This is a genomic window from Marinobacter salinexigens, from assembly GCF_008370345.1.
Taxonomy (GTDB): Bacteria; Pseudomonadota; Gammaproteobacteria; order Pseudomonadales; family Oleiphilaceae; genus Marinobacter; species Marinobacter salinexigens.
On sequence record NZ_VTUU01000004.1, the window covers coordinates 1 to 19,148 of the forward strand.

17 protein-coding genes and 1 rRNA gene are annotated in these 19,148 nt (G+C 55.2%); 9 read left to right on the top strand and 9 right to left on the bottom strand.

Translation table 11 applies throughout. The annotated features are described in order from the left end of the window. Nucleotides 1-96: ribosomal RNA gene (rrf, locus tag FWJ25_RS09665) — 5S ribosomal RNA — on the top strand; the annotation flags it as partial. A gap of 86 nt (nt 97-182) precedes the next feature. On the opposite strand, the gene FWJ25_RS09670 is transcribed toward rrf, so the two are convergent. The 9 genes from FWJ25_RS09670 to FWJ25_RS09710 form a co-directional block, all read right to left on the bottom strand. Then, nucleotides 183-935, bottom strand: a complete 753-nt coding sequence (locus FWJ25_RS09670; protein WP_149600088.1) for a response regulator — start codon at nt 933-935, stop codon at nt 183-185. Nucleotides 936-970: 35 nt separating this feature from the next. Beyond that, nucleotides 971-1,687, bottom strand: coding sequence for a sensor histidine kinase (locus FWJ25_RS09675; protein WP_246166750.1), 717 nt, complete (start codon nt 1,685-1,687; stop codon nt 971-973). After that, nucleotides 1,684-3,327: a tetratricopeptide repeat-containing response regulator gene (locus FWJ25_RS09680; protein WP_149600089.1), complete on the bottom strand. Its 1,644-nt coding sequence runs from the start codon at nt 3,325-3,327 to the stop codon at nt 1,684-1,686. The genes FWJ25_RS09675 and FWJ25_RS09680 overlap by 4 nt, the downstream gene beginning before the upstream one ends. Before the next feature lie 8 nt (nt 3,328-3,335). Further along, complete coding sequence (locus tag FWJ25_RS09685) at nt 3,336-6,842, bottom strand: hybrid sensor histidine kinase/response regulator (protein WP_149600090.1); 3,507 nt, start codon at nt 6,840-6,842, stop codon at nt 3,336-3,338. Nucleotides 6,843-6,891: 49 nt separating this feature from the next. Beyond that, nucleotides 6,892-7,398 carry a hypothetical protein gene (locus tag FWJ25_RS09690; RefSeq protein WP_149600091.1) on the bottom strand — a complete coding sequence of 169 codons (507 nt, stop codon included), beginning with the start codon at nt 7,396-7,398 and terminating at the stop codon, nt 6,892-6,894. Between the two features lie 98 nt (nt 7,399-7,496). Next, the gene (locus FWJ25_RS09695; protein WP_149600092.1) at nt 7,497-9,263 is read right to left on the bottom strand and encodes a sodium:solute symporter family protein; all 1,767 of its coding nucleotides are present in this window, start codon (nt 9,261-9,263) and stop codon (nt 7,497-7,499) included. 6 nt (nt 9,264-9,269) lie between these two features. Further along, the gene (locus FWJ25_RS09700) at nt 9,270-9,533 is read right to left on the bottom strand and encodes a DUF4212 domain-containing protein (protein WP_149600093.1); all 264 of its coding nucleotides are present in this window, start codon (nt 9,531-9,533) and stop codon (nt 9,270-9,272) included. Between the two features lie 210 nt (nt 9,534-9,743). Next, nucleotides 9,744-10,451, bottom strand: coding sequence for a 3'-5' exonuclease (locus FWJ25_RS09705; protein ID WP_149600094.1), 708 nt, complete (start codon nt 10,449-10,451; stop codon nt 9,744-9,746). A 14-nt stretch (nt 10,452-10,465) separates the two neighbouring features. Next, the gene (locus FWJ25_RS09710; protein WP_149600095.1) at nt 10,466-12,385 is read right to left on the bottom strand and encodes a putative nucleotidyltransferase substrate binding domain-containing protein; all 1,920 of its coding nucleotides are present in this window, start codon (nt 12,383-12,385) and stop codon (nt 10,466-10,468) included. Between the two features lie 169 nt (nt 12,386-12,554). Here FWJ25_RS09710 and smrA point away from each other — a divergent pair, with 169 nt between their 5' ends. From smrA to mtnC, 8 genes are all read left to right on the top strand, one after another. Further along, complete coding sequence (gene smrA, locus FWJ25_RS09715) at nt 12,555-13,136, top strand: DNA endonuclease SmrA (RefSeq protein ID WP_149600096.1); 582 nt, start codon at nt 12,555-12,557, stop codon at nt 13,134-13,136. A gap of 64 nt (nt 13,137-13,200) precedes the next feature. Further along, entirely contained in the window at nt 13,201-13,395 is a 195-nt protein-coding gene (locus FWJ25_RS09720; protein ID WP_149600097.1) for a hypothetical protein, read from the top strand. 82 nt (nt 13,396-13,477) lie between these two features. Then, nucleotides 13,478-13,960: a (2Fe-2S)-binding protein gene (locus tag FWJ25_RS09725; protein WP_149600098.1), complete on the top strand. Its 483-nt coding sequence runs from the start codon at nt 13,478-13,480 to the stop codon at nt 13,958-13,960. A 1-nt stretch (nt 13,961) separates the two neighbouring features. After that, nucleotides 13,962-16,166, top strand: coding sequence for a xanthine dehydrogenase family protein molybdopterin-binding subunit (locus FWJ25_RS09730; protein WP_149600099.1), 2,205 nt, complete (start codon nt 13,962-13,964; stop codon nt 16,164-16,166). Between the two features lie 16 nt (nt 16,167-16,182). Beyond that, nucleotides 16,183-17,187, top strand: a complete 1,005-nt coding sequence (locus tag FWJ25_RS09735; RefSeq protein WP_246166752.1) for an XdhC family protein — start codon at nt 16,183-16,185, stop codon at nt 17,185-17,187. Between the two features lie 49 nt (nt 17,188-17,236). Continuing rightward, complete coding sequence (locus FWJ25_RS09740; protein ID WP_149600101.1) at nt 17,237-17,863, top strand: methylthioribulose 1-phosphate dehydratase; 627 nt, start codon at nt 17,237-17,239, stop codon at nt 17,861-17,863. Next, nucleotides 17,860-18,420: a 1,2-dihydroxy-3-keto-5-methylthiopentene dioxygenase gene (locus FWJ25_RS09745; protein WP_149600102.1), complete on the top strand. Its 561-nt coding sequence runs from the start codon at nt 17,860-17,862 to the stop codon at nt 18,418-18,420. Before FWJ25_RS09740 ends, FWJ25_RS09745 begins: the two co-directional genes overlap by 4 nt. Next, nucleotides 18,417-19,109, top strand: a complete 693-nt coding sequence (gene mtnC, locus FWJ25_RS09750; protein ID WP_149600103.1) for an acireductone synthase — start codon at nt 18,417-18,419, stop codon at nt 19,107-19,109. The genes FWJ25_RS09745 and mtnC overlap by 4 nt, the downstream gene beginning before the upstream one ends. The last annotated feature ends 39 nt before the right edge of the window (nt 19,110-19,148 follow it).

The window sequence follows — 19,148 nt, forward strand, 5'->3', positions numbered from 1 at the left end:
TGGAACCACCTGATCCCATCCCGAACTCAGAAGTGAAACAGTCCTGCGCCGATGGTAGTGTGGCGTTGCCCATGTGAGAGTAGGTCATCGTCAGGCGCTTAATACCTAAACCCCAGCATCCTTGATGCTGGGGTTTTTTATTGCCTGATGGAAACCTCCGGGACCAAACTGGAAAGAGGGATTTACTCTCCAACCAATTCGACAAGTCCTCTGACAACCCCGCGGAGCAATTCAAATTGCCCGTCAGCCTGCTCGATGTGGCTGCCCAGAAGACTTATTTGCCAGAACACAAGTAACGCCAGTACAGCGACGACTGCCAGTAAACTCACGCACAGCAGTCGTATACGGAATCGGCTACGGGCAGCATCTTCTATTCGCTGGTTTCTCAGTGTATTAACCGCTGTGCGAAGCTCGCGAACGTCTTCCTCCAGTTCCTCGTAAGCAACTTCTACCGTAGACAAGCGCCCGGTTATACGCCGGGATGCTTGTTCCAGGCTTTCCCTGGCTCCCTGTTCTGCTCCCTCAACAGCGGCCCTCAGGGCGAGGCTTTCGCCGGATTCGGGGGGCTCTCTCAGAATCTGATCTAGGGTCGTAATGAGTTGTTCCCTGTCCACCTGCTTACGGATGACACCGTTAGCACCCAGAGCGCGGGCTTCCTGAATGTACTTTTCGGCATTCTGGGAGGTGTACATGAAAACGGGTATATCCCGGGTTTCGGCATCGCTTTTCAGCTTTTTCAGGGCTTCGAAGCCATCCATACCAGGGAGAAGGTGATCCAGAAATATCAGGTCGAAGGGCTCGCTTTGTAACAGAGGAAAGGCTTCCTCGGCACTGGCAACGCCACGGCTGCTAATATCTGCTCTCTCGAGCATGCGCGACAAAAGAATACGCGCGGTGGATGAGTCTTCAATAATCAGTGCATGCGCCCGTGCCATAGGATTCTCCGTTCCTGAATCTGGCGTCGTCTGGCTCAGGGTAACCAGATCTCGAACACTCCACCACCGTATTCGCCGCCGTTGTGCAGTCTGATCGAGCCAGTCACACTTCCATTGCTATGCAGTTGAGCGACGGAAGACGCGAAGAACAGCCCAAGACTGGTGCTGCCGCTATTGAAATCCAGCGATTTAAAATTGAGGGTTCCGCTATGCTGCATGTTTACGGGATACCCGTTGCCATCGTCTTCAACGCCTATGACGAGGCTTCCGTCATTCATATGTGCTGTCAGACGAATCCTGCTTTGGGTGTAGCGTATGGCATTATTGATCGTGTTGTTGAGCACACCTGTGAGCAAGTCTGCATCGAAGAAACCGTTTATATCTTCAGCAGCGACGGAATAGTCTATGCCGAGGCCTTCGAGCAGGGGTGTGTGCCGCGCCAGATGCTCGGAAAGGAAATCCGGAACGTAATGTTCTTCGATATGGGCGGAAAGATTGTTTTCGCCTAACCGGTAGATACCGAGCAGTTGTACCAGGTCATTGTGCATGCGCTCGGCTTCATACTGCAGCATATTGAACTGCTTTGAATCTCGCAGCGTGTTCTCGTTCTCCTGACGAAGCTCATCAAGGCTATTGAGGAGCATTCCAAGAGAGTTCTTCATGTCGTGTACAGCGGACGCCAGAACCATCGAGAAATCGATACTCTGATCCATTTGAGGGCTATCTTGCGCTGTTACGGTCTTCTCCGTCATCGGTTCATTCCTTCCAGCTTGCGTCTCAGGGCAGTGTAGCGTCGATATTGGCGATGCTGCTCCGGCAAAGTATCCAGGTGGCTGATAAGTTGTCGACACTTGTCGAGTAGTGTGCCTGGAGTAGGCGAGCTTTCTGACTGCTTGAGGTAAACCTGTATCAGGTTCAGATTCAATGCTGCATGGTCAGGAACAATGCTCAGTGCTTTGCTGAAGGCTTGTGCTGCGGCATCCAGTTGGCCGGATTCAAAGGCTTTTATGCCGTCACGGTTCAGGGTTCGCGCTTGCAGTTTCTGCCGGAAACCGACGGGTTCATCCAGGAGTGCTTCAATTTTGGCGAGTATGTCTGGATTTGCTGCAAAGCGCTGGGCCAGATCCACAAGGAAGCTTTTTGCCTCACCCTGGTGTCCCAACCTGAACAATGTCTTTGCGTAATCAAGGCCTGCATCCGGGCTGATATCCTCCAGCGAATTGAACTCTCCTTTTACCGTCGCCAGGATTTTTTCTGCCTCCTGCTGCCGGCCCTGACCAGCATGGATACGGCATTGTATAACCCGGCTTCTGGTTTCAATGCCATCTTCGTTGGAGAAGCGCTTTTCCATTTTTCCGAGGATGCTCAGTGCTTCGTTAGCCTGGCTGGCACTTTCGGGTTCGGTATTTCCTTCGCTAAGGTCCGATAGAGTCTGGCTGAGCGCCAGATAATGCTCGGAACTGTCGTGTATGGAGTAGGTGCCCAGATCAACGGTACGACGCCAGGCATCTGAGGCCGTATCCATATCCTGATTTGACGCTGCGAGTTCCGCGAGATGCTTTTGTCGGAGTAGGGCGTTGGGAGAGTGCTCAATCGCTTTCTGGAGCGCCTGCTGGGCTTGTGGAAGTCGGCCCTGCCGTTTCAGGCCTTCGGCCAGGAGATCGTAGGCCTCCATATAGTCGGGGTGGCTCTCTATCAGCTCTCGGAGTCCCCGGACTGCATCGTCGTAGCTTCTATTGGCGAGCAGTATCTTGCACTTACCAAGCCGGGCCCAGGACAGTTCGCGTTGGGCCAGCACATCGTCATATACCTTGATGGCATGAGCCATGTCGCCGAGTTGAAAATAGAGGTCGCCCAGGGTTTTCATCAGCCAGGTTTTGTAGCGGGGCTGTTTCGGAAGCATTTGCAGGCACAGCGAGATGGCTTCGGGATAATTTTCCCTGTCGATCTCTCTGTTAATTGGCAAAAGCGCATTGCGCTGCTCAATCAGGCTACCAAGGCGTTTTTCGAGCATGGCGCGGTTGATGGGCTTGGTCAGGTAGCCATCGGGTTGGTATTCCCTAGCCCCCATGACCATTTCCTTGGATGTTTCTGCGGTTACCATCAGGAACAGGGATGATCTCCGTAACAGCTTCTTGTGGCGGAGTTCCTCCAGAATGTGCTGGCCGTTCCGGCCTTCGCCCAGGTTGTAGTCGCAGAGCACCACATCCACGTGGTTATAGGTGCAATACTGAACCGCGGGCGCTGCATGGGATACCAGCTCGATATTGTCCGCGCCGCAACTTCGGAGCATTTGCCTCATGGACAAGCGGAAACTCTCAAAGTCATCAATGACAAGATAACTGAGCTTTCCAAAGGGATTGATGCCGCTTCGCGGACCGATTTCAGCCATTCTCGCTTCTATTTGAGTAGTTTATTGACCAGCGCCCGCAGAGCCGCCGGCTTCACTGGCTTATAGAGTATATGGTAGCCGCGATTGATCGCATCTTCCCGAACTTCCGGTGCCATATACCCTGTTATCAGAATGCCGGGGATGTCGGAACCTAGACGGCTCCGCACGGCATCCATTGCATCCAGCCCGTTTTTGTTGTCATCCAGTTGGTAGTCGGCCAGGATGATTTCTGGTGTCCGGTCACCGAGTTTTTGCAGCGCGTCTTCGAGACTTTCTGCGGCAGTGACATCGCATTGCCAGTTTCCAAGCAAGGCGGCCATGCCTTGCAAAATTGCCGCGTCGTTGTCGATGCAGAGAACATGCAGGCCACCGAGATTTGAAACTCGTCGGGAGCTGCTGCTCGACTTCGGTGCTGCCACCTGGCTCTGGTCGGGTACGGCTGCGGGAACTGTAATGCCGAACACACTGCCCCGTCCCTGTACCGAATGGACCGTGACCGGGTGATTCAGCATACCACTGATACGATCAACGATAGCCAGCCCCAGCCCCAGCCCCTTTTTATCCCGTCCTTGCTGGAATCGGCGGAACTCTTCGAAGATATGGGCGAGCTGATCTTCCGGAATGCCCGGCCCTGTGTCCCACACTTCAATCCGGATATAGCCCTTCAGACGACGACAGCCGAGGAGAATGCGTCCATCAGATGTGTAGCGGATGGCGTTTGACAGGAAGTTCTGAACAACCCTCCGCAACAGCTTGGCGTCAGACCGTATCCAGGCGCTGCTCGGGACAACGTGAAGATCAAGGCCCTGGTCCTTGGCGATAGCGGAGAAGTCTGTCGCAAGGTGCCTGAGCAGGTCATTGACGGGGAATACGCCGATATTTGGTTCAAGTGCCCCGGCGTCCAGTTTCGAAATATCCAGCAGAGTGCTGATGATCTCCTCCGCTGCACCGAGGGAACTGTCGATATGCTCCACTAGCTCCTTCATCTCACCGTCTTCAGCCTTGCCAGCGAGTGCCGAGGTAAAGAGACGGGCCGCGTTCAGCGGCTGGAGCAGGTCGTGGCTTGCTGATGCAAGAAAGCGGGTTTTACTCTGGTTTGCCTGCTCCGCCACGGACTTCGCCTTGAGCATTTGTTCGTTGATGACCTGGAGTTCCTGGGTACGTTCTTTGACCCGCTGTTCGAGGTAGATGTTGGTTTCTTTCAGGGCCTGTTCCGTCCGCCGCATGGCAGTGATGTCCTGGAACGTTGTAACGTATCCACCGCCGGGTATGGGGCTTCCGTCGATGCGCAGGACCGTACCATCCGGGCGTTGGCGCTCATAGGACATCGGCCGCCCCTCGCGCATGCTGTCACACCGGTTAGCAATGATTTCATCGATGCGACGGGCGGAAAGGTTGGCATTGGTGAGGTTATAGCGCATAAGGTCTTCGACGGGGCGACCTACCCTGACGAAGCCCTTGGGGTAGGTGAACAGGTCCCGGTAACGGTGGTTCCAGACAACGAGCTGTTGTTGGTGGTTGACGACAGAAACCCCGATGCTGATGTTTTCAATGGCTGACTGCAGCAATTCCCGGCTGAAGGTCATGGCCTGAGAGGCCTCATCGACAATACTGACGACGTCCTCTATTTGCATGTCTCTGCCGGTCAGAGTCGATTCCAGGACAACCCGGGCAGTGGATGCACCAATCACTGACGCCAGTTGCCGCTCGATGTACTTCATCAAGTGGGTGGAGGCTGGCCGGTGAGGATGCAGACGGATTGCATTTCGGCGTTCGTAGTTACGAAAAATAGTTTCCGAGCGATCTTCACCCATGAAACGGTCGGTGAGAGCCTGGAGGTCGGAAATGAGGATTTCGCCCTGCCAACTCTGGTGCTGTGCAGTTTCTGCCTTGGGTTGTGGATCATGGAAGAAGGAGGCAATCTGGATTTTTTCGCGAACTCTCTGGCGGGTCAGCATGGACAGCACGATATAGGTTACCGTGTTAACGCCAAGACTCCAGATGATGCCATGGCTGATCTGATCAAGGTTTGACCCGAACAGCGCCGTGGGGCGGGTCCAGCCAAGGCCCAGAATGCCATCGTTAACCAGAGTGTCCGACAGCCAGCCAGTGGTGGCCAGGGCAGGTAGAAGAAGGGTGTAGCTCCAGACCAGGAAACCAAGGCCCAGTCCCCAGACCGCGCCCATGTAGTTGCCTCTCCGCCAGATGATGCCACCAACCAGCGCCGGGCCGAACTGAGCCGCAGCGGCGAAGGACAGCAAACCGAATGCTGTGAGGCTGTAATCCTCGCCAGCCATGCGGTAGAAGCCGTAAGCCGTCAGAAGCACCACGAAGATGGCAACCCGCCGGATGCTGAGAAGCAGATAGCTCAGGTCTGTTCTTCGGTTCATTCCGGGGCGGAAGAATTTGAGTAGCGCCGGCATGATGATCTCGTTGCTCACCATGGTGGCGATGGCTACAGAACAGACAATGACCATGGCTGCGGCTGCGGATCCGCCGCCCAGAAAGGCCAGGATGGCGAGCCACTTTTCACCGGCCATGATCGGTAGCTGGAGAATCAGGATGTCGGGATTGGCGTTGACGCCTTCCGGAACCAGCATACCCGCTGCGGCTATTGGCAGTACGAAGGCGCTGGCTACAATCAGGTAAATCGGCATGGCCCAGCGGGCAAACTCGAAATCCCGATGATCGGTGTTTTCGACCACCATGACGTGGAACTGCCTCGGCAGGCAGATGATTGCCAGCATGGCGACCAGTGTCTGGGTGATGAACGCCGGCGCCTGTAGCCCATCGGTTGTCAGCGTCCCGACGAGATCCGCATCTTTTACCCGTCCCAGCAGATCACCAAAGCCGCCATAGAGCCCATAGCCGACAAACAGACCGACGGCGACGAACGCCACCAGTTTTATCAGGGACTCAAACGCTACCGCCTGGATCATGCCCCGATGATGCTCGGTAGATTCCAGATGACGGGTGCCAAAAAGCACTGTGAAGACGGCAAGTGCCAGAGTGATATACCAGGCGGAGTCGTTCCAGGCTGCTGAGCTCAGTTCCTGGTATCCGGTACCGGTTTCCGACAGTACGTTAAAGCCCATGGCAATCGCTTTAAGCTGCAGGGCGATATACGGCACGCTGCCAATGAGTGCAAAGGTTGCAATCATGGCGGCGAGTAGCTGTGACTTACCGTATCGGGACGCTATGAAATCAGCGATGGAAGTACTGTTATTGCGCTTGCTGATATAGATGATGCGGCGGAGCAGGGGGGCGCCAAACAGAAAGACCAACAGCGGGCCAAGATAGATTGGAAGAAACCCCAGCCCTTCCTGTGTTGCCCGGCCTACAGCCCCGTAAAAGGTCCAGGACGTGAAGTAAACGGCCAGCGATAGCGCATAGATATGGGTGCGGGCGAGTCGTTGCCGATACAACCCCGGGTGTTTGTCACCGGCCCAGGCGATGACAAACAAAATGGAAATGTAGGTGATGGAAATGAGTACCAGCAACCAGGCGCTTATCATGGAACGCTCTTCTCGTTGTCTATCGCTTCAAGTAAGGGAATGGTTCTAATCAGTTTGAACAGACTGTCTGTACCAATGGGTCAGTCTTGCCAAGAACTTTCATATTATCGACCCTCGGAGTGCCATCAGAGCCCAGGGGCACGAGTTCCCGGCTTTTACAGTTAATCAGGTGGACTCGATGTGACACAGCATCGGTTACCTTCTGCTCAAATCTGTAGAGTGTGAAACGGAGAATATCCGGGTTGTTGGTATCACGGCTGATGCTTTTGACGTCGACCGTGGAAAACGCGCTCACATAGGGGACAACAAAGGTCCAGGGTCGCCAGAAGATGCCTTCATCTTCCGTATCAACAATAACGGCTTCTTCGGGCAGGAGGCTTTTTTTGTGTTCATACCAGGTGTATTCGCCATAGACGAGGTAAGCAAGCATGCCGGCTCCGGCGAAAACCGGAATGATCCAGCGAGGGGCCTTTTTGTTCGTTGCGGCTCTGATGCCCAGGGCTATACCGGCTGCACCGAGCCCGCAGAATACGGTGGCTACAAAGGTCCAGAACATAAACTCAGTTTCCTTAAAAAAGAACGGGCTCCCTCGTTGAGGAAGCCCGTTCGGTATCAACCTGTCAATTCATGAACTGAATCAGGTTGATGTGTTGCTTAGTGGTCTGAAGCCTGTCCGGCACCGCGTGGGTAGCGAACGCTCTCAACCAGCTCCTGAATCTCAACGGGCGGCTCTTCAGTTGCGTTGGATACAACGAAGGCTACCGCAAAGTTGACGATTGCACCAATGGCACCGATGGACAGCGGGGAGATACCCAGTACCCAGTTAGCCGGAGTGTCGGCCAGGTTGTTGGTGCCCGGAATGAAGAACCAGCCCTTGTACACGAAGATGTAGACCAGGGTGAAGATCAGACCGGAGAGCATACCTGCGATGGCGCCCTTGTTGTTAACCCGCTTGGAGAAGATACCCATCATCAGAGCCGGGAACAGCGAGGCTGCCGCGATACCGAAGGCGAGGGCCACTACCTGTGCTGCGAATCCCGGAGGGTTAGCGCCCAGATAAGTAGCGACTACGATGGCGACGCCCATGGAGATACGCGCTGCCATTAGCTCACCTTTATCCGAAATTTCCGGGTTGAAGCGGCCTTTGATGAGGTCGTGACTCACCGCAGACGAGATGGCCAGCAACAGACCCGCGGCTGTGGACAGCGCGGCTGCCAGACCACCAGCAGCGATCAGGCCGATAACCCAACCAGGCAGGTTGGCGATTTCAGGGTTGGCCAGTACCAGGATATCCCGGTTTACAGTCAGCTCGTTTCCGTTCCAGCCACGGGACTCAGCTTCAGCTTTGAACGCTTCGCTGTCGTTGTAGAGCTGGATGCGGCCATCTTCGTTCTTGTCTTCAAACTTGATCAGACCGGTAACTTCCCACTCCTTGACCCAATTCGGGCGCGCTTCGTACTCAATCGGAGCAGCCGCGGTGCCATCAGGATAAATGGTGGTCATCAGGTTCAGGCGAGCCATGGAAGCTACAGCCGGAGCCGTCAGGTACAGCAGGGCAATGAACACCAGAGCCCAGCCGCCGGACCAGCGTGCATCAGCCACCTTCGGTACTGTGAAGAAGCGGATGATGACGTGTGGCAGACCAGCCGTACCGATCATCAGGGACAGGGTGAAGAGGACCATGTTGAGTTTGTTATCAACATCAGCGGTGTACTCATTGAAGCCCAGATCAGTAATAACCTGGTTCAGTTTGGCCAGCAGAGGCATGCCGGATTCAGTGTGGGTGGAGAACATACCCAGACCCGGAATCGGATTGCCCGTCAGTTGCAGGGAGATGAATACCGCAGGAATGGTATAAGCCACGATCAGCACGCAGTACTGGGCAACCTGAGTGTAGGTAATGCCTTTCATGCCACCGAGAACGGCGTACATGAATACAACAACCGCTGCGATGATCAGACCCGTGGTCGCATCCACTTCCAGGAAGCGGGAGAAGGCAACACCAGCACCGGCCATCTGGCCGATTACGTAGGTTACGGACGCTACGATCAGGCAGATTACCGCGACCAGACGCGCGTTGCTGCTGTAGTAACGGTCACCGATGAACTCGGGGACGGTGAACTTGCCAAACTTCCGCAGGTACGGAGCCAACAGCATGGCCAGCAGTACGTAACCACCGGTCCAGCCCATCAGGAAGGTGGAGTTTGCATAACCACCGGCCGCAATCAGGCCCGCCATGGAAATGAAGGATGCCGCTGACATCCAGTCTGCGCCAATAGCCGCACCGTTGGTGATCGGGTGAACGCCGCCGCCCGCAACATAGAAGTCCTTGGTGCTGCCGGCTTTCGCCCAGATAGCAATGCCGATGTAGAGGAGGAAAGAACCCCCTACGAAAAGTAGGTTAATCGCAAATTGGCTCATTCTGTCTTACTCCTCATGCACGCCGAATTTTTCGTCGATCTTGTTCATGCGCCACGCGTAGTGGAAGATCAGTACGATGAAGGCAAGAATGGAGCCTTGCTGGGCGAACCAGAAGCCCAGATCTGTGCCGCCGACACTAATGCCTGCGAGCATGGGACGAAGGAGGATTGCGAAACCGTAGGATACCAGAGCCCAGACAATCAGGCTCCCGAATATCAGGCGGAGGTTCGCCTTCCAGTATTGTTCAGCGTCGTAGCTATGACCTGACATAGTTTTCACTCCTGTGTTGTTGTTGTGGAGGTTGGATAGATTTTTAGTGAGGCTTTCGTGTTAGAGAATTTATTATTCATATAAGTATTTCTCCGACTGTTGTCCCCTCCGACTTTACTGGTCAAGCAATATATGGATATTGGCAAAAGGTCTAATTCTCAACTATTTGCCTCAAATTGGAGCAGAGTCGCAAGGTGGTTTTGACTTATCTCAAAACCGATGCATGTTTTGCAGACGTCGGTAGTATTTGATCTTTTCGCTGAGGTTCAGGAGGGTTTTAACGCCTTCTTTTTTGGCCTTGTTCAGGGCGATCAGCGTCAATTCAGCGGTGGCGAGAGCATCTGCGGCAGCATGATGACGTGCGCTGACCTCCAGGCCGAAGTAGTCCGCCCAGTGATCGAGGCCTTTGCCGCCGGTCCTTGCGTCAGGAAAGAAGGTGGGAAGGATATCTGCGACATCCATCCAGGTGTGTGATTGCGTGTAGCCGAGCTGAGCCTTCAGGGTTTTTTCCAGAAAGCGTTGGTCGAAGGCGGAGTGGTAGGCAAGTATGGGGTCTCCGTTCATCCATTCGAGCAGATGAAGAAGAGCATCTTCTGTCTCATGTCCCTGAGTCAGTGCTTCGGGGCCGATGCCGTGGATCAGCACTGTTTCACGGATATCCAGTTCCGGCCGGCGCAGGATGAGGTCAAACTGGTCTTCCAGGGGGATCGTGCCGCCACGAATGGCGACTGCACCAATGGCGATTACTTCGTCCTTGGCGGCATTCAGACCTGTTGTTTCCAGGTCCAGAACGATGAGTCGGGCGTCGGAGAGTAGCTGTTCTCCCGGCGTTTTGGGGTTCGGCAGATTATCCGTATCATGGCTGCCAACCGGGCCTCCTCGGCGATTATGTAACCACTGTCTGATCTGCTCCAGCATGGCGGGTCGGGGCCTCAGAGTTGATAGGTGACTTCAAGCTTTTGCTGGAGGCGTTGTGCCTGGCGGAAGGATTCCCTGAGAATGCGGCGATCCAGCGGGTTCAGGTCATCCGGGTCAATAAAGTTACTCAGGTCCTCGCCCTGATTCAGCATTTCCTGGTGGGCGCGCATGCGTATGGCCTGTATCAGGCTGTAGCCTTCTTTCCAGGCGTTGGCATCTTTCGGATCGAATACGCCTTTCCGCGCCAGTTCATCCATCCGTTCCAGTGTGTTTGCCACCTCAACTCCGTTCGCGAGGGCAAAAACCCGTACAGACTCAACAAAGGGGGCAAGCCCCTGGCGTTTCAGGTCCAGTGAGTGCTTGTTGCCCTCGTCATTCAGGTAGCGGAAGTTGCGGAACATGGTTAGTGGAGGCTTGCGTTGCAGGGCATTGCCCGCGAGCATTTTCTGGAACAGGGCGTTTTTGCGGATTCGGGTGAGTACCTTTTCCAGCAAATTATGCAGGGGAGCTGTTGGTCCAAATACGGCCCTCATGTCGAGGAAGATCGACGAATACACCAGGTTCTGTGGTGTGGAGGCATCAATAAACCGAATGAACCAGTCGTCCCACTCACGTTCACTAAGGCACAGTTTGGGATTACTCGCCATGATATTGCCCTTGCACAGGGTAAACCCGCATTCCGCCAGTTCCTTGTTAACGGTTTGAGCAAACGGCAGCAGTTTTTCCCGGACTTCTTCCTCGGTCATGCCCTCGGGCGTCTGGAACAGGATGCCGTTGTCCTGGTCTGTCAGCAGCGTCTGCTCCTGGCGTCCTTCACTGCCGAAGGTGAGCCAGGTAAACGGGATGCCGGGGTCGTTCTTCTTCAGATTCAGTTCAAGCACTCTTCGGACAGTAACATCGTTGAGCGTGGTAATGATTTTTACGACCTGTCCGGAGTCCGCTCCGTGGGCAAGCATCGCGTCGACCAGACGGGAAACATCGGACCGAAGGCTGACCAGCGTCCTCAGGTGGGTCGCCGTCCCGATGGTGCGAGCCAGATTTACCAGATCCACTCGTTGCAAGGCGAACAAATCGCGTTCCGAGACGACCCCGATCAGGTGGTCTTCCTCATCAACCACGCACAGGTGGGCAAAATGGTGTTCTGCCATGAGCATTGCCGCTTCAAAGGCATCGGCGTGAGCGGGGAGGCGGCAGGGTTCTGAGGTCATCACCTGCTGAATCGGAGTATCCAGCGGAGCCTCTCCCTTGGCGATCATTGACCTCAGGTCCCGCAAGGTGAAGATGCCCGTGGGGTGCCGGTTGTCATCAGTAATGATGATGCTGCCAACATTGTTTTCGTGCATTCGGGCCACGGCCTTTCGCACCGGAACATCGGGCGAACAGACGATAGGGTTGCGTAAAGCATAGCGTTCCAGAGGCGTGTCCAGGGTATTGCTGGAACCCATCGAGGCCATAGCGCCGGACTGAATGCGCTGGTTGACCTGATCCAGGAGGCTGCTGACGCCGCGCAGACAGAAGTCGCGAAACGTATCACTCTCTGAAAACAGGGTGATAAAGGCATCCTGTTCGATGCTCAGGCAGAACGTATCGCCATCGGCACGGTGGAGTGTCTGCGTGGGGCGTTCTCCAATGAGCGCAGCCAGGGGGAAACATTCGCCCAGACTGATTTCAAACGTGGTTTCCAGACGATCATCTTTTTCGTTCTGGCGTTCGCCACGAATCCGCCCCTGTTTTACAACGTAAAACCGTTTGACTACTCCGTCATCCGGCGAAAGCACGACATCGCCATCGGCGAAAAAACGCAGGGTGGCATTGTCTGCGAAAAGTGCGAGGTGCCGGTCGTCCATATTCGAGAAGGGAGCGTGCTCACGGAGAAATCCCATGATTGCGCGGGTATTCTGGGATCGGGAGCTGTCCTGATTCGCTGCTGCCATGCCGGGGGCCCTTAGATTGTTCTTATTGTCAGTTTGCAGTGTAGTTCAGTGACTTTCCAGAAGACCTTACGATTTTGGTCGCAGGGCTGATCCCTCAACGCTTTGCTTTATGGCGTTGGGAGGGGGTGGTAAAGTTCCTGAATCCAAACGGTAACTTTTTACTTTTGCCATGACCACGAAAGACGAACGCCTGAGCTTTCTCGAAGAGATGAAAGATGTCCGGCGAATCAAAAAGCCGAACAGAGCCGAGGTACAGACCCCGCGTGACCTGACACCAGGGCATATGGAGCGTCAGCGCTCTGCCGTTGCCACGCCAGTCAAGGACCGGAACCCGTTGACGTCAGACATCGTGGAGCCATTGAAGTCCCACGATATATTGAGTTGGCAGCGGCCAGGCGTTCAGCACGGCGTGTTCCGAAAACTGCGCTTGGGGCAATATCCGATTGAGGCGCGGCTGGATTTGCACCGGATGACTGTTGAAGAAGCCCGCCGGGAAGTCTTTTCGTTCATTGGCGACTGTGTGCGTTATGGGTTGCGCTCGGTCATCATCCTGCATGGTAAGGGAGAGCGGAATCCTGACGGTATTGCCCAGTTGAAAAGTTATGTGGCGAAGTGGCTGCCGGAGCTGGAGGATGTGCTAGCGTTCCATTCGGCCCAGAAACACCATGGCGGAACCGGTGCGGTTTATGTCATGGTCCGAAAAAGTGAACGCGATAAGCAGAATAATCGTGAGCGTCATGGGAGCCGTTAACCGGGCTCTGTAAACTTGGACAGTTTTAAGTACCGTTACTGCGGTAGTTAAGGAGGTATATCGCATGAAAAAGTTAATGCTGCTGGTAGTGATTTCCGTGGTTGCCCTGGCGGGTTGCAAGGACAGAGTGATCTGGAACGACAACGGTAAGTTGAACGACGCAACCGAAAATCGGGAAGTCTGGAATTCCAACGGTCAGATGGAAACCGGAGAACGCAAGATCTGGGTAAATAAAGACGGTGAAGAAATCGTCAAGTAATCGTCAAGTAACGACAGCAGACGTTTGCCACAACAACGAAAAATAAAAAGACCCGTAAGTGGTCTGCAGGGGAGAGTTCCGGATGGCAGTGGATCTGAGGGTAAATGGTGAGGACTACACGCTCGAGGTAGAAGGCGATACCCCGTTACTCTGGGTACTGAGAGACGAAGTCGGCCTGAAAGGTACCAAATTTGGTTGTGGTGCCGGGTTGTGCGGGGCATGTACGGTACACCTGAATGGGGCGCCGGTGCGTTCATGCTCAACGCCAGTGGATATGGCCGCTGGCTCAGAGGTAACCACCATCGAGGGTCTTGGCCAGCCGGGTAAACTGCACGAGCTGCAGCAGGCGTGGGTGGATCACGGTGTCCCCCAGTGTGGATACTGCCAGTCCGGTCAGATTATGAGCGCCGCTCACCTCCTGCAGACGAACCCTGCCCCGACACGGGATGAGATCGTTGCCGCAATGACAGGAAATATATGCCGTTGCGGGACCTACTCAAGGATCGTAGCGGCGGTTGAATCAGTCGTCGGCATCGTAGAGCCCTCTATGCAGGAGGGCGCATAACATGGCGATGAATCGACGTGATTTTCTCAAGGTTGGTGCCGGCACCTCCGGAAGCCTGCTGTTGACTATGTCCTTACCGGGTTGTGCTGGCATTCAGAGCGGGTATAGCCCTGAAACCGGAAACTGGAAGGCTGGTGCCTGGCTGGAGCTGACCAAGACTGGCGACATATGGTTTACCCTGGACCGGGTTGAGATGGGGCAGGGAACATATTCGGGCCTGACTACCCTGATTGCAGAAGAGCTTGAAGTGCCTCCTGAATCCATATCTGTGCGCTTTGCACCCGTTGCGCCGGAATACCGCAATCCTTTGTTCAAGCTCCAGCTGACCGGGGGCAGCACCAGTGTAGGAACTGCTTGGGAGCCGTTGCGGGTAGCCGGGGCCTCGGCGCGCCAGATGTTGATTATGGCAGGTGCCAGGGTCTGGAACGTTAACGCTGGAAAATGCACTGCCCAGGACGGCCGGGTTGTTCACCCTAATGGTATTGATTCTGTGCCGTATGCCCAGCTGGTCGAGCTGGCGTCGGCAGAAATTATTCGTGGTGAAATACCGCTTAAACCGCGAAGCGAGTGGAAGCTGATTGGCAAATCCGACAAGCGCCTTGATGCTGTTGCCAAATCCACGGGTACCGCCGGATACGGTATTGATGTCGAACTGCCCGGTATGGTTTACGGCGTTGTCACGCGGGCGCCGCGCTACGGAAGCACCGTGCTTGGCTTCAATGGTGACGACGTTCTGGCGATGCCGGGGGTCATTGACGTCTTCGAAATTGAGCGCGGCGTAGCAATCGTTGCCGATAAATACTGGCGGGCTCGAAAGGCCCAGGCTGCCCTGAAAGTGGAGTGGGATGAATCCGAGGCTCTCTCACTATCCAACGAGGACGTATTCACAGGGTATCGGGAAGCGGCTGAGGACGATGCCGGGGAATCGGAGCGAAGTGAAGGCGACTTTGACGAGGCTGTCGAAAAGGCCGGTTCCGTTATTGAGGCTGAATACGAACAGCCCTATCTGGCCCATGCTACCATGGAACCCATGAACGCAACGGTCTGGTATCGGGGCGATAGCGCTGAAGTCTGGGCACCGACTCAGGGGCCGGATCTTGGCCGGATAGCCGTTGCCCGGATGACCGACCTCTCACCGGATGATGTAACCGTCAACACGACCTTCCTCGGCGGTGGCTTTGGTCGCCGTCTGGTCCAGGATTACATCGAAGAGGCTGCAGCAGCGTCTTACCGGGTGGGAAAACCCGTGAAGCTTATCTGGTCCCGGGAAGAAGACACTCAACACGATCTATACCGCCCGGCGATGCTGCACCGCATGAAAGCTTCGGTCATCGATGGTGAACTTACGGGCTGGCATCACCAGATTGTCGGGCCTCAAATCCTCGACTGGTATGTGCGTAACGCAGCCCCGGCCCAGTACCCGTGGGCACCGAAGTTCATGTACGGCACGCTGGGTAAGGTCGGAGTGCTGGCTGAAGGGCTGGCAACGCCCAAAGACGTATCAGCCATCGAAGGGGCTATCGACTATCCCTATGATGTTAGCAATATTGATATTCGCCACACTCACACTGACCCGGGTATTCCGATCACCTGGTGGCGGTCCGTGGGATACTCCCACAATGGGTTTGCGGTTGAAACCTTCATGGATGAACTGGCTCATGAGGCCGGTCAGGATCCTTACGAGTTCCGTCGCAAGCTTCTGGCTAACGAGCCGCGACACCTGGAAGTGCTGGATCGGGCTGCCCGGTTGGCAAACTGGGGAGAGGCTCTGCCGGAAGGTCGTGCCCGCGGTATTGCACTGTTCAGAAGCTTCGGCACATACGTAGCGCAGGTTGTGGAAGCGGGTATTGAAGGGGGCGCCATTCGGGTTTACCGGGTGTCTGCGGCGGTAGACTGTGGCCAGGTAGTGAATCCCCAGATTGTCCGTGACCAGATCGAGGGTGGTGCCATCTTTGGTCTGACGGCCGCGCTTTACGGCAATATCGAGTTCCGGGATGGCGTTGTTCAGCAAAGCAATTTCCATGATTACCAGATGGTGCGCCAGTATGAAGTGCCGGAAGTCGTGGTAGACATTGTCGAAAATGACGAAGCGCCTACCGGCGTTGGAGAACCGGGTGTTCCTCCGGTGATTCCTGCACTGGGCAACGCGCTCTTCGCGTTAACCGGCAAGCGCCAGCGTTCGCTGCCGCTGACAGCAAATGCCTGATAGGGGGCAAGAAGAAGTGAGAGATCGCACACTGTCTTCTGGACAGGAGTCGGTGATCCGTGATGTTCAGGACTGGTTGGTGCAGGGGCAGAAAGTCTGGCTCTGCACCATCGTTGAAACCTGGGGTTCCTCACCGCGCCCGAAAGGATCCTGGCTGGCGGTCAGTGAAAGTGGCTTGTGGAGTGGGTCGGTCTCAGGTGGCTGCCTTGAGGAGGACCTTCTCCGGCGCACGTCTTCAGAATGCCCGGAGCACCCGGTGGTGGTCGATTATGGAATAACCGACCAGGATCGAGACCATTTCCAGTTGCCGTGCGGTGGAACCATCCGTTTACTGGTGGAGCCTCTCGTGTCTGACAGTGCATCCGCTCATATTGATGAACTGGTTACCGCAATGAGACAACGTCGGCCTGTTGTGCGGCGAGTTGGATTAAACCGAGCGTTGAACGGTGAGCTCGATAGGCCTGACGTGTCCCCTGCGCCGGCAGGGAATGGTACCTTCGTCCGATTCGATGGTGAGACGCTTGAGCACCGGTTGCAGCCCGAGTGTCGCCTGTTGTTGATTGGTGCTGGGGAAGTCGCCAGATACGTAGCGGAATTTGCTTCTGCCGCGGAGTTCGATGTAACCATCTGTGAGCCCCGGGATGCTTTTGCGGAGGGCTGGGCTCACAGCCATATTCCGTTGGTGAGGCAGTTGCCAGACGATCTGGTTACCTCTGAGTTCAGCGATGCCTGGGCGGGTGTGTTGGCCCTTGCACATGATCCCCGGATTGACGATATGGGCTTGCTGGCGGCCCTGGTCTCCCAGGCCTTTTATGTGGGGGCGATGGGGTCGAAACAAACCTCCGAGGCCCGGCGTGAGCGCCTGTTGTCCCTTGGGCTTGATGAGGCTGTTCTGGAACGGCTTCGGGCGCCGATCGGCGTGAACATCCCCAGTAAAACACCTGCAGAGATTGCCATCTCCATTGTTGCTGACCTGATTGCAGCACGTCACCATTTGCGGGCGACTCCACCATCCCTATAATGTCGGCAAATGAGCGCTCTGAAAGCGTGAGATCTCTGGGAGAGAGCCCGTGTTCGATGTCACCCGTTACGCCGTTGCTGCCGATTCCATCATATCGGCGGGACGTTTCCTCTATGGCCGAGGCTGGTCCCCGGCCACCAGCAGCAACTACTCTGCTCGGATCGATGAGAATCATATTGCGATAACCGTGTCCGGGCGCCATAAGGGCGAACTGGGCTCGGGTGATGTGATGGTCGTAGACCTTACCGGGCAGCCAGTCCAGAGCCAGTGTAAGTCGTCAGCTGAAACCCGGTTACATACCGTTCTGTACCAGATTTTTCCGGATGTTGGCGCCATTTTGCACACCCATTCCGTTAAGGCTACGGTCCTGAGCCGCCTGTTACCTGCGGGCAAGCCCCTGAGTCTGGAGGGTTATGAACTGCAGAAGGCATTCAGCGGCGTACAGACTCATGAATCGACGCTGGACGTTCCTGTGTTCGAAAATACCCAGGATATCGATGCCCTGGCGGAACAGACCAAGTGTTGGTTTGAGCAGCATCCGGAACAGCCCGGTTACCTCATTCGTGGCCACGGTCTTTACACCTGGGGCAAAACTATGGCCGATTGTCTGCGCCATGTTGAAGCCTTTGAATTTCTGTTTGAATGTGAACTTGAAACCATGAGGGTTCGCCCATGACTACATTGAGTGTTTTTCACCAGGATCATCCTGAACAGGCACATACAGTTACCACAGTGGCAAGTGAAATCCGGGATATGCTGTCACAGCACGGCGTTCGCTTCGAACGCTGGGATACCCGGGATCTCCCGGCAGACGCTTCGCCCGATGATATTCTGGATGCATACAGTCAGGAAGTTGAGAAACTGAAAAAAGAGTGCGGTTTCCAGACTGCAGATGTGGTCAGCCTGAACCCGGATAATCCTCAGAAGGAAGCGTTTCGCCAGAAGTTTCTGGATGAGCACACCCACAGCGAAGATGAGGTTCGTTTTTTCGTACGCGGTAATGGTCTGTTCTACCTGCATTTCGGCGATCAGGTGTATGCCATTCTGTGCGAACAGAGCGATCTGATCAGCGTTCCCGACGGCACCCGTCACTGGTTTGATATGGGCCCGGAGCCGGAATTTACCTGTATCAGGCTGTTTACCAATACTGAAGGCTGGGTTGCCGAGTTTACCGGTGAAGAGATTGCTTCAACATTGCCCCGGTATGAAGCGCTTGCAGGAGCTGCTGGATGATCCGTGTTGTCCTGACTGACATCGAAGGGACCACCAGCTCGATCTCGTTCGTGCATGACGTGCTGTTTCCATATGCCAGCGAACACTTGCCAGGGTTTGTGCGTCAGCACTACAGGGATAATCAGGCGGTCTCCGAACAGCTCGCTGCTGTGGCTGAGACGGCGGGCGTTGATGGTAATGACGTGGATGGTCTGATTGAGGTCCTGCAGAGCTGGATTCGTGACGATCGGAAGGAAACGCCGCTCAAGGCCCTGCAGGGAATGATCTGGGAGCAGGGCTATCATCAGGGCGAGCTGAAAGGTCACATTTATGATGATGCCGCCGAATATCTCCAGCGCTGGCATGACCGCGGATTGCGGTTGTTTGTCTACTCCTCCGGATCGGTCAAGGCGCAGAAACTGATTTTCGGTTATACCACTGACGGGGATTTCACTCCGTACTTTTCGGGTTACTTTGATACCCGTATCGGTGGCAAGAAGGAATCGGACTCCTACCGTAATATTCTCAGAGAAGTCGGTGTTGAAGCCGGGACGGTACTGTTCCTGTCGGATGTGGAAGCAGAGCTGGCGGCGGCAGAAGAGGCCGGGATGCAAACCGCATGGCTTGTTCGGGATGGTGATCTGCCTGAAACGTCCCGGTTTGTGGCCCGCAATTTTTCGGAGGTGGATGAACTTCTGAAAAGACGCTGATCCTCGGTTTCTGCACATGAGGAACGTCCTGCAACGGTG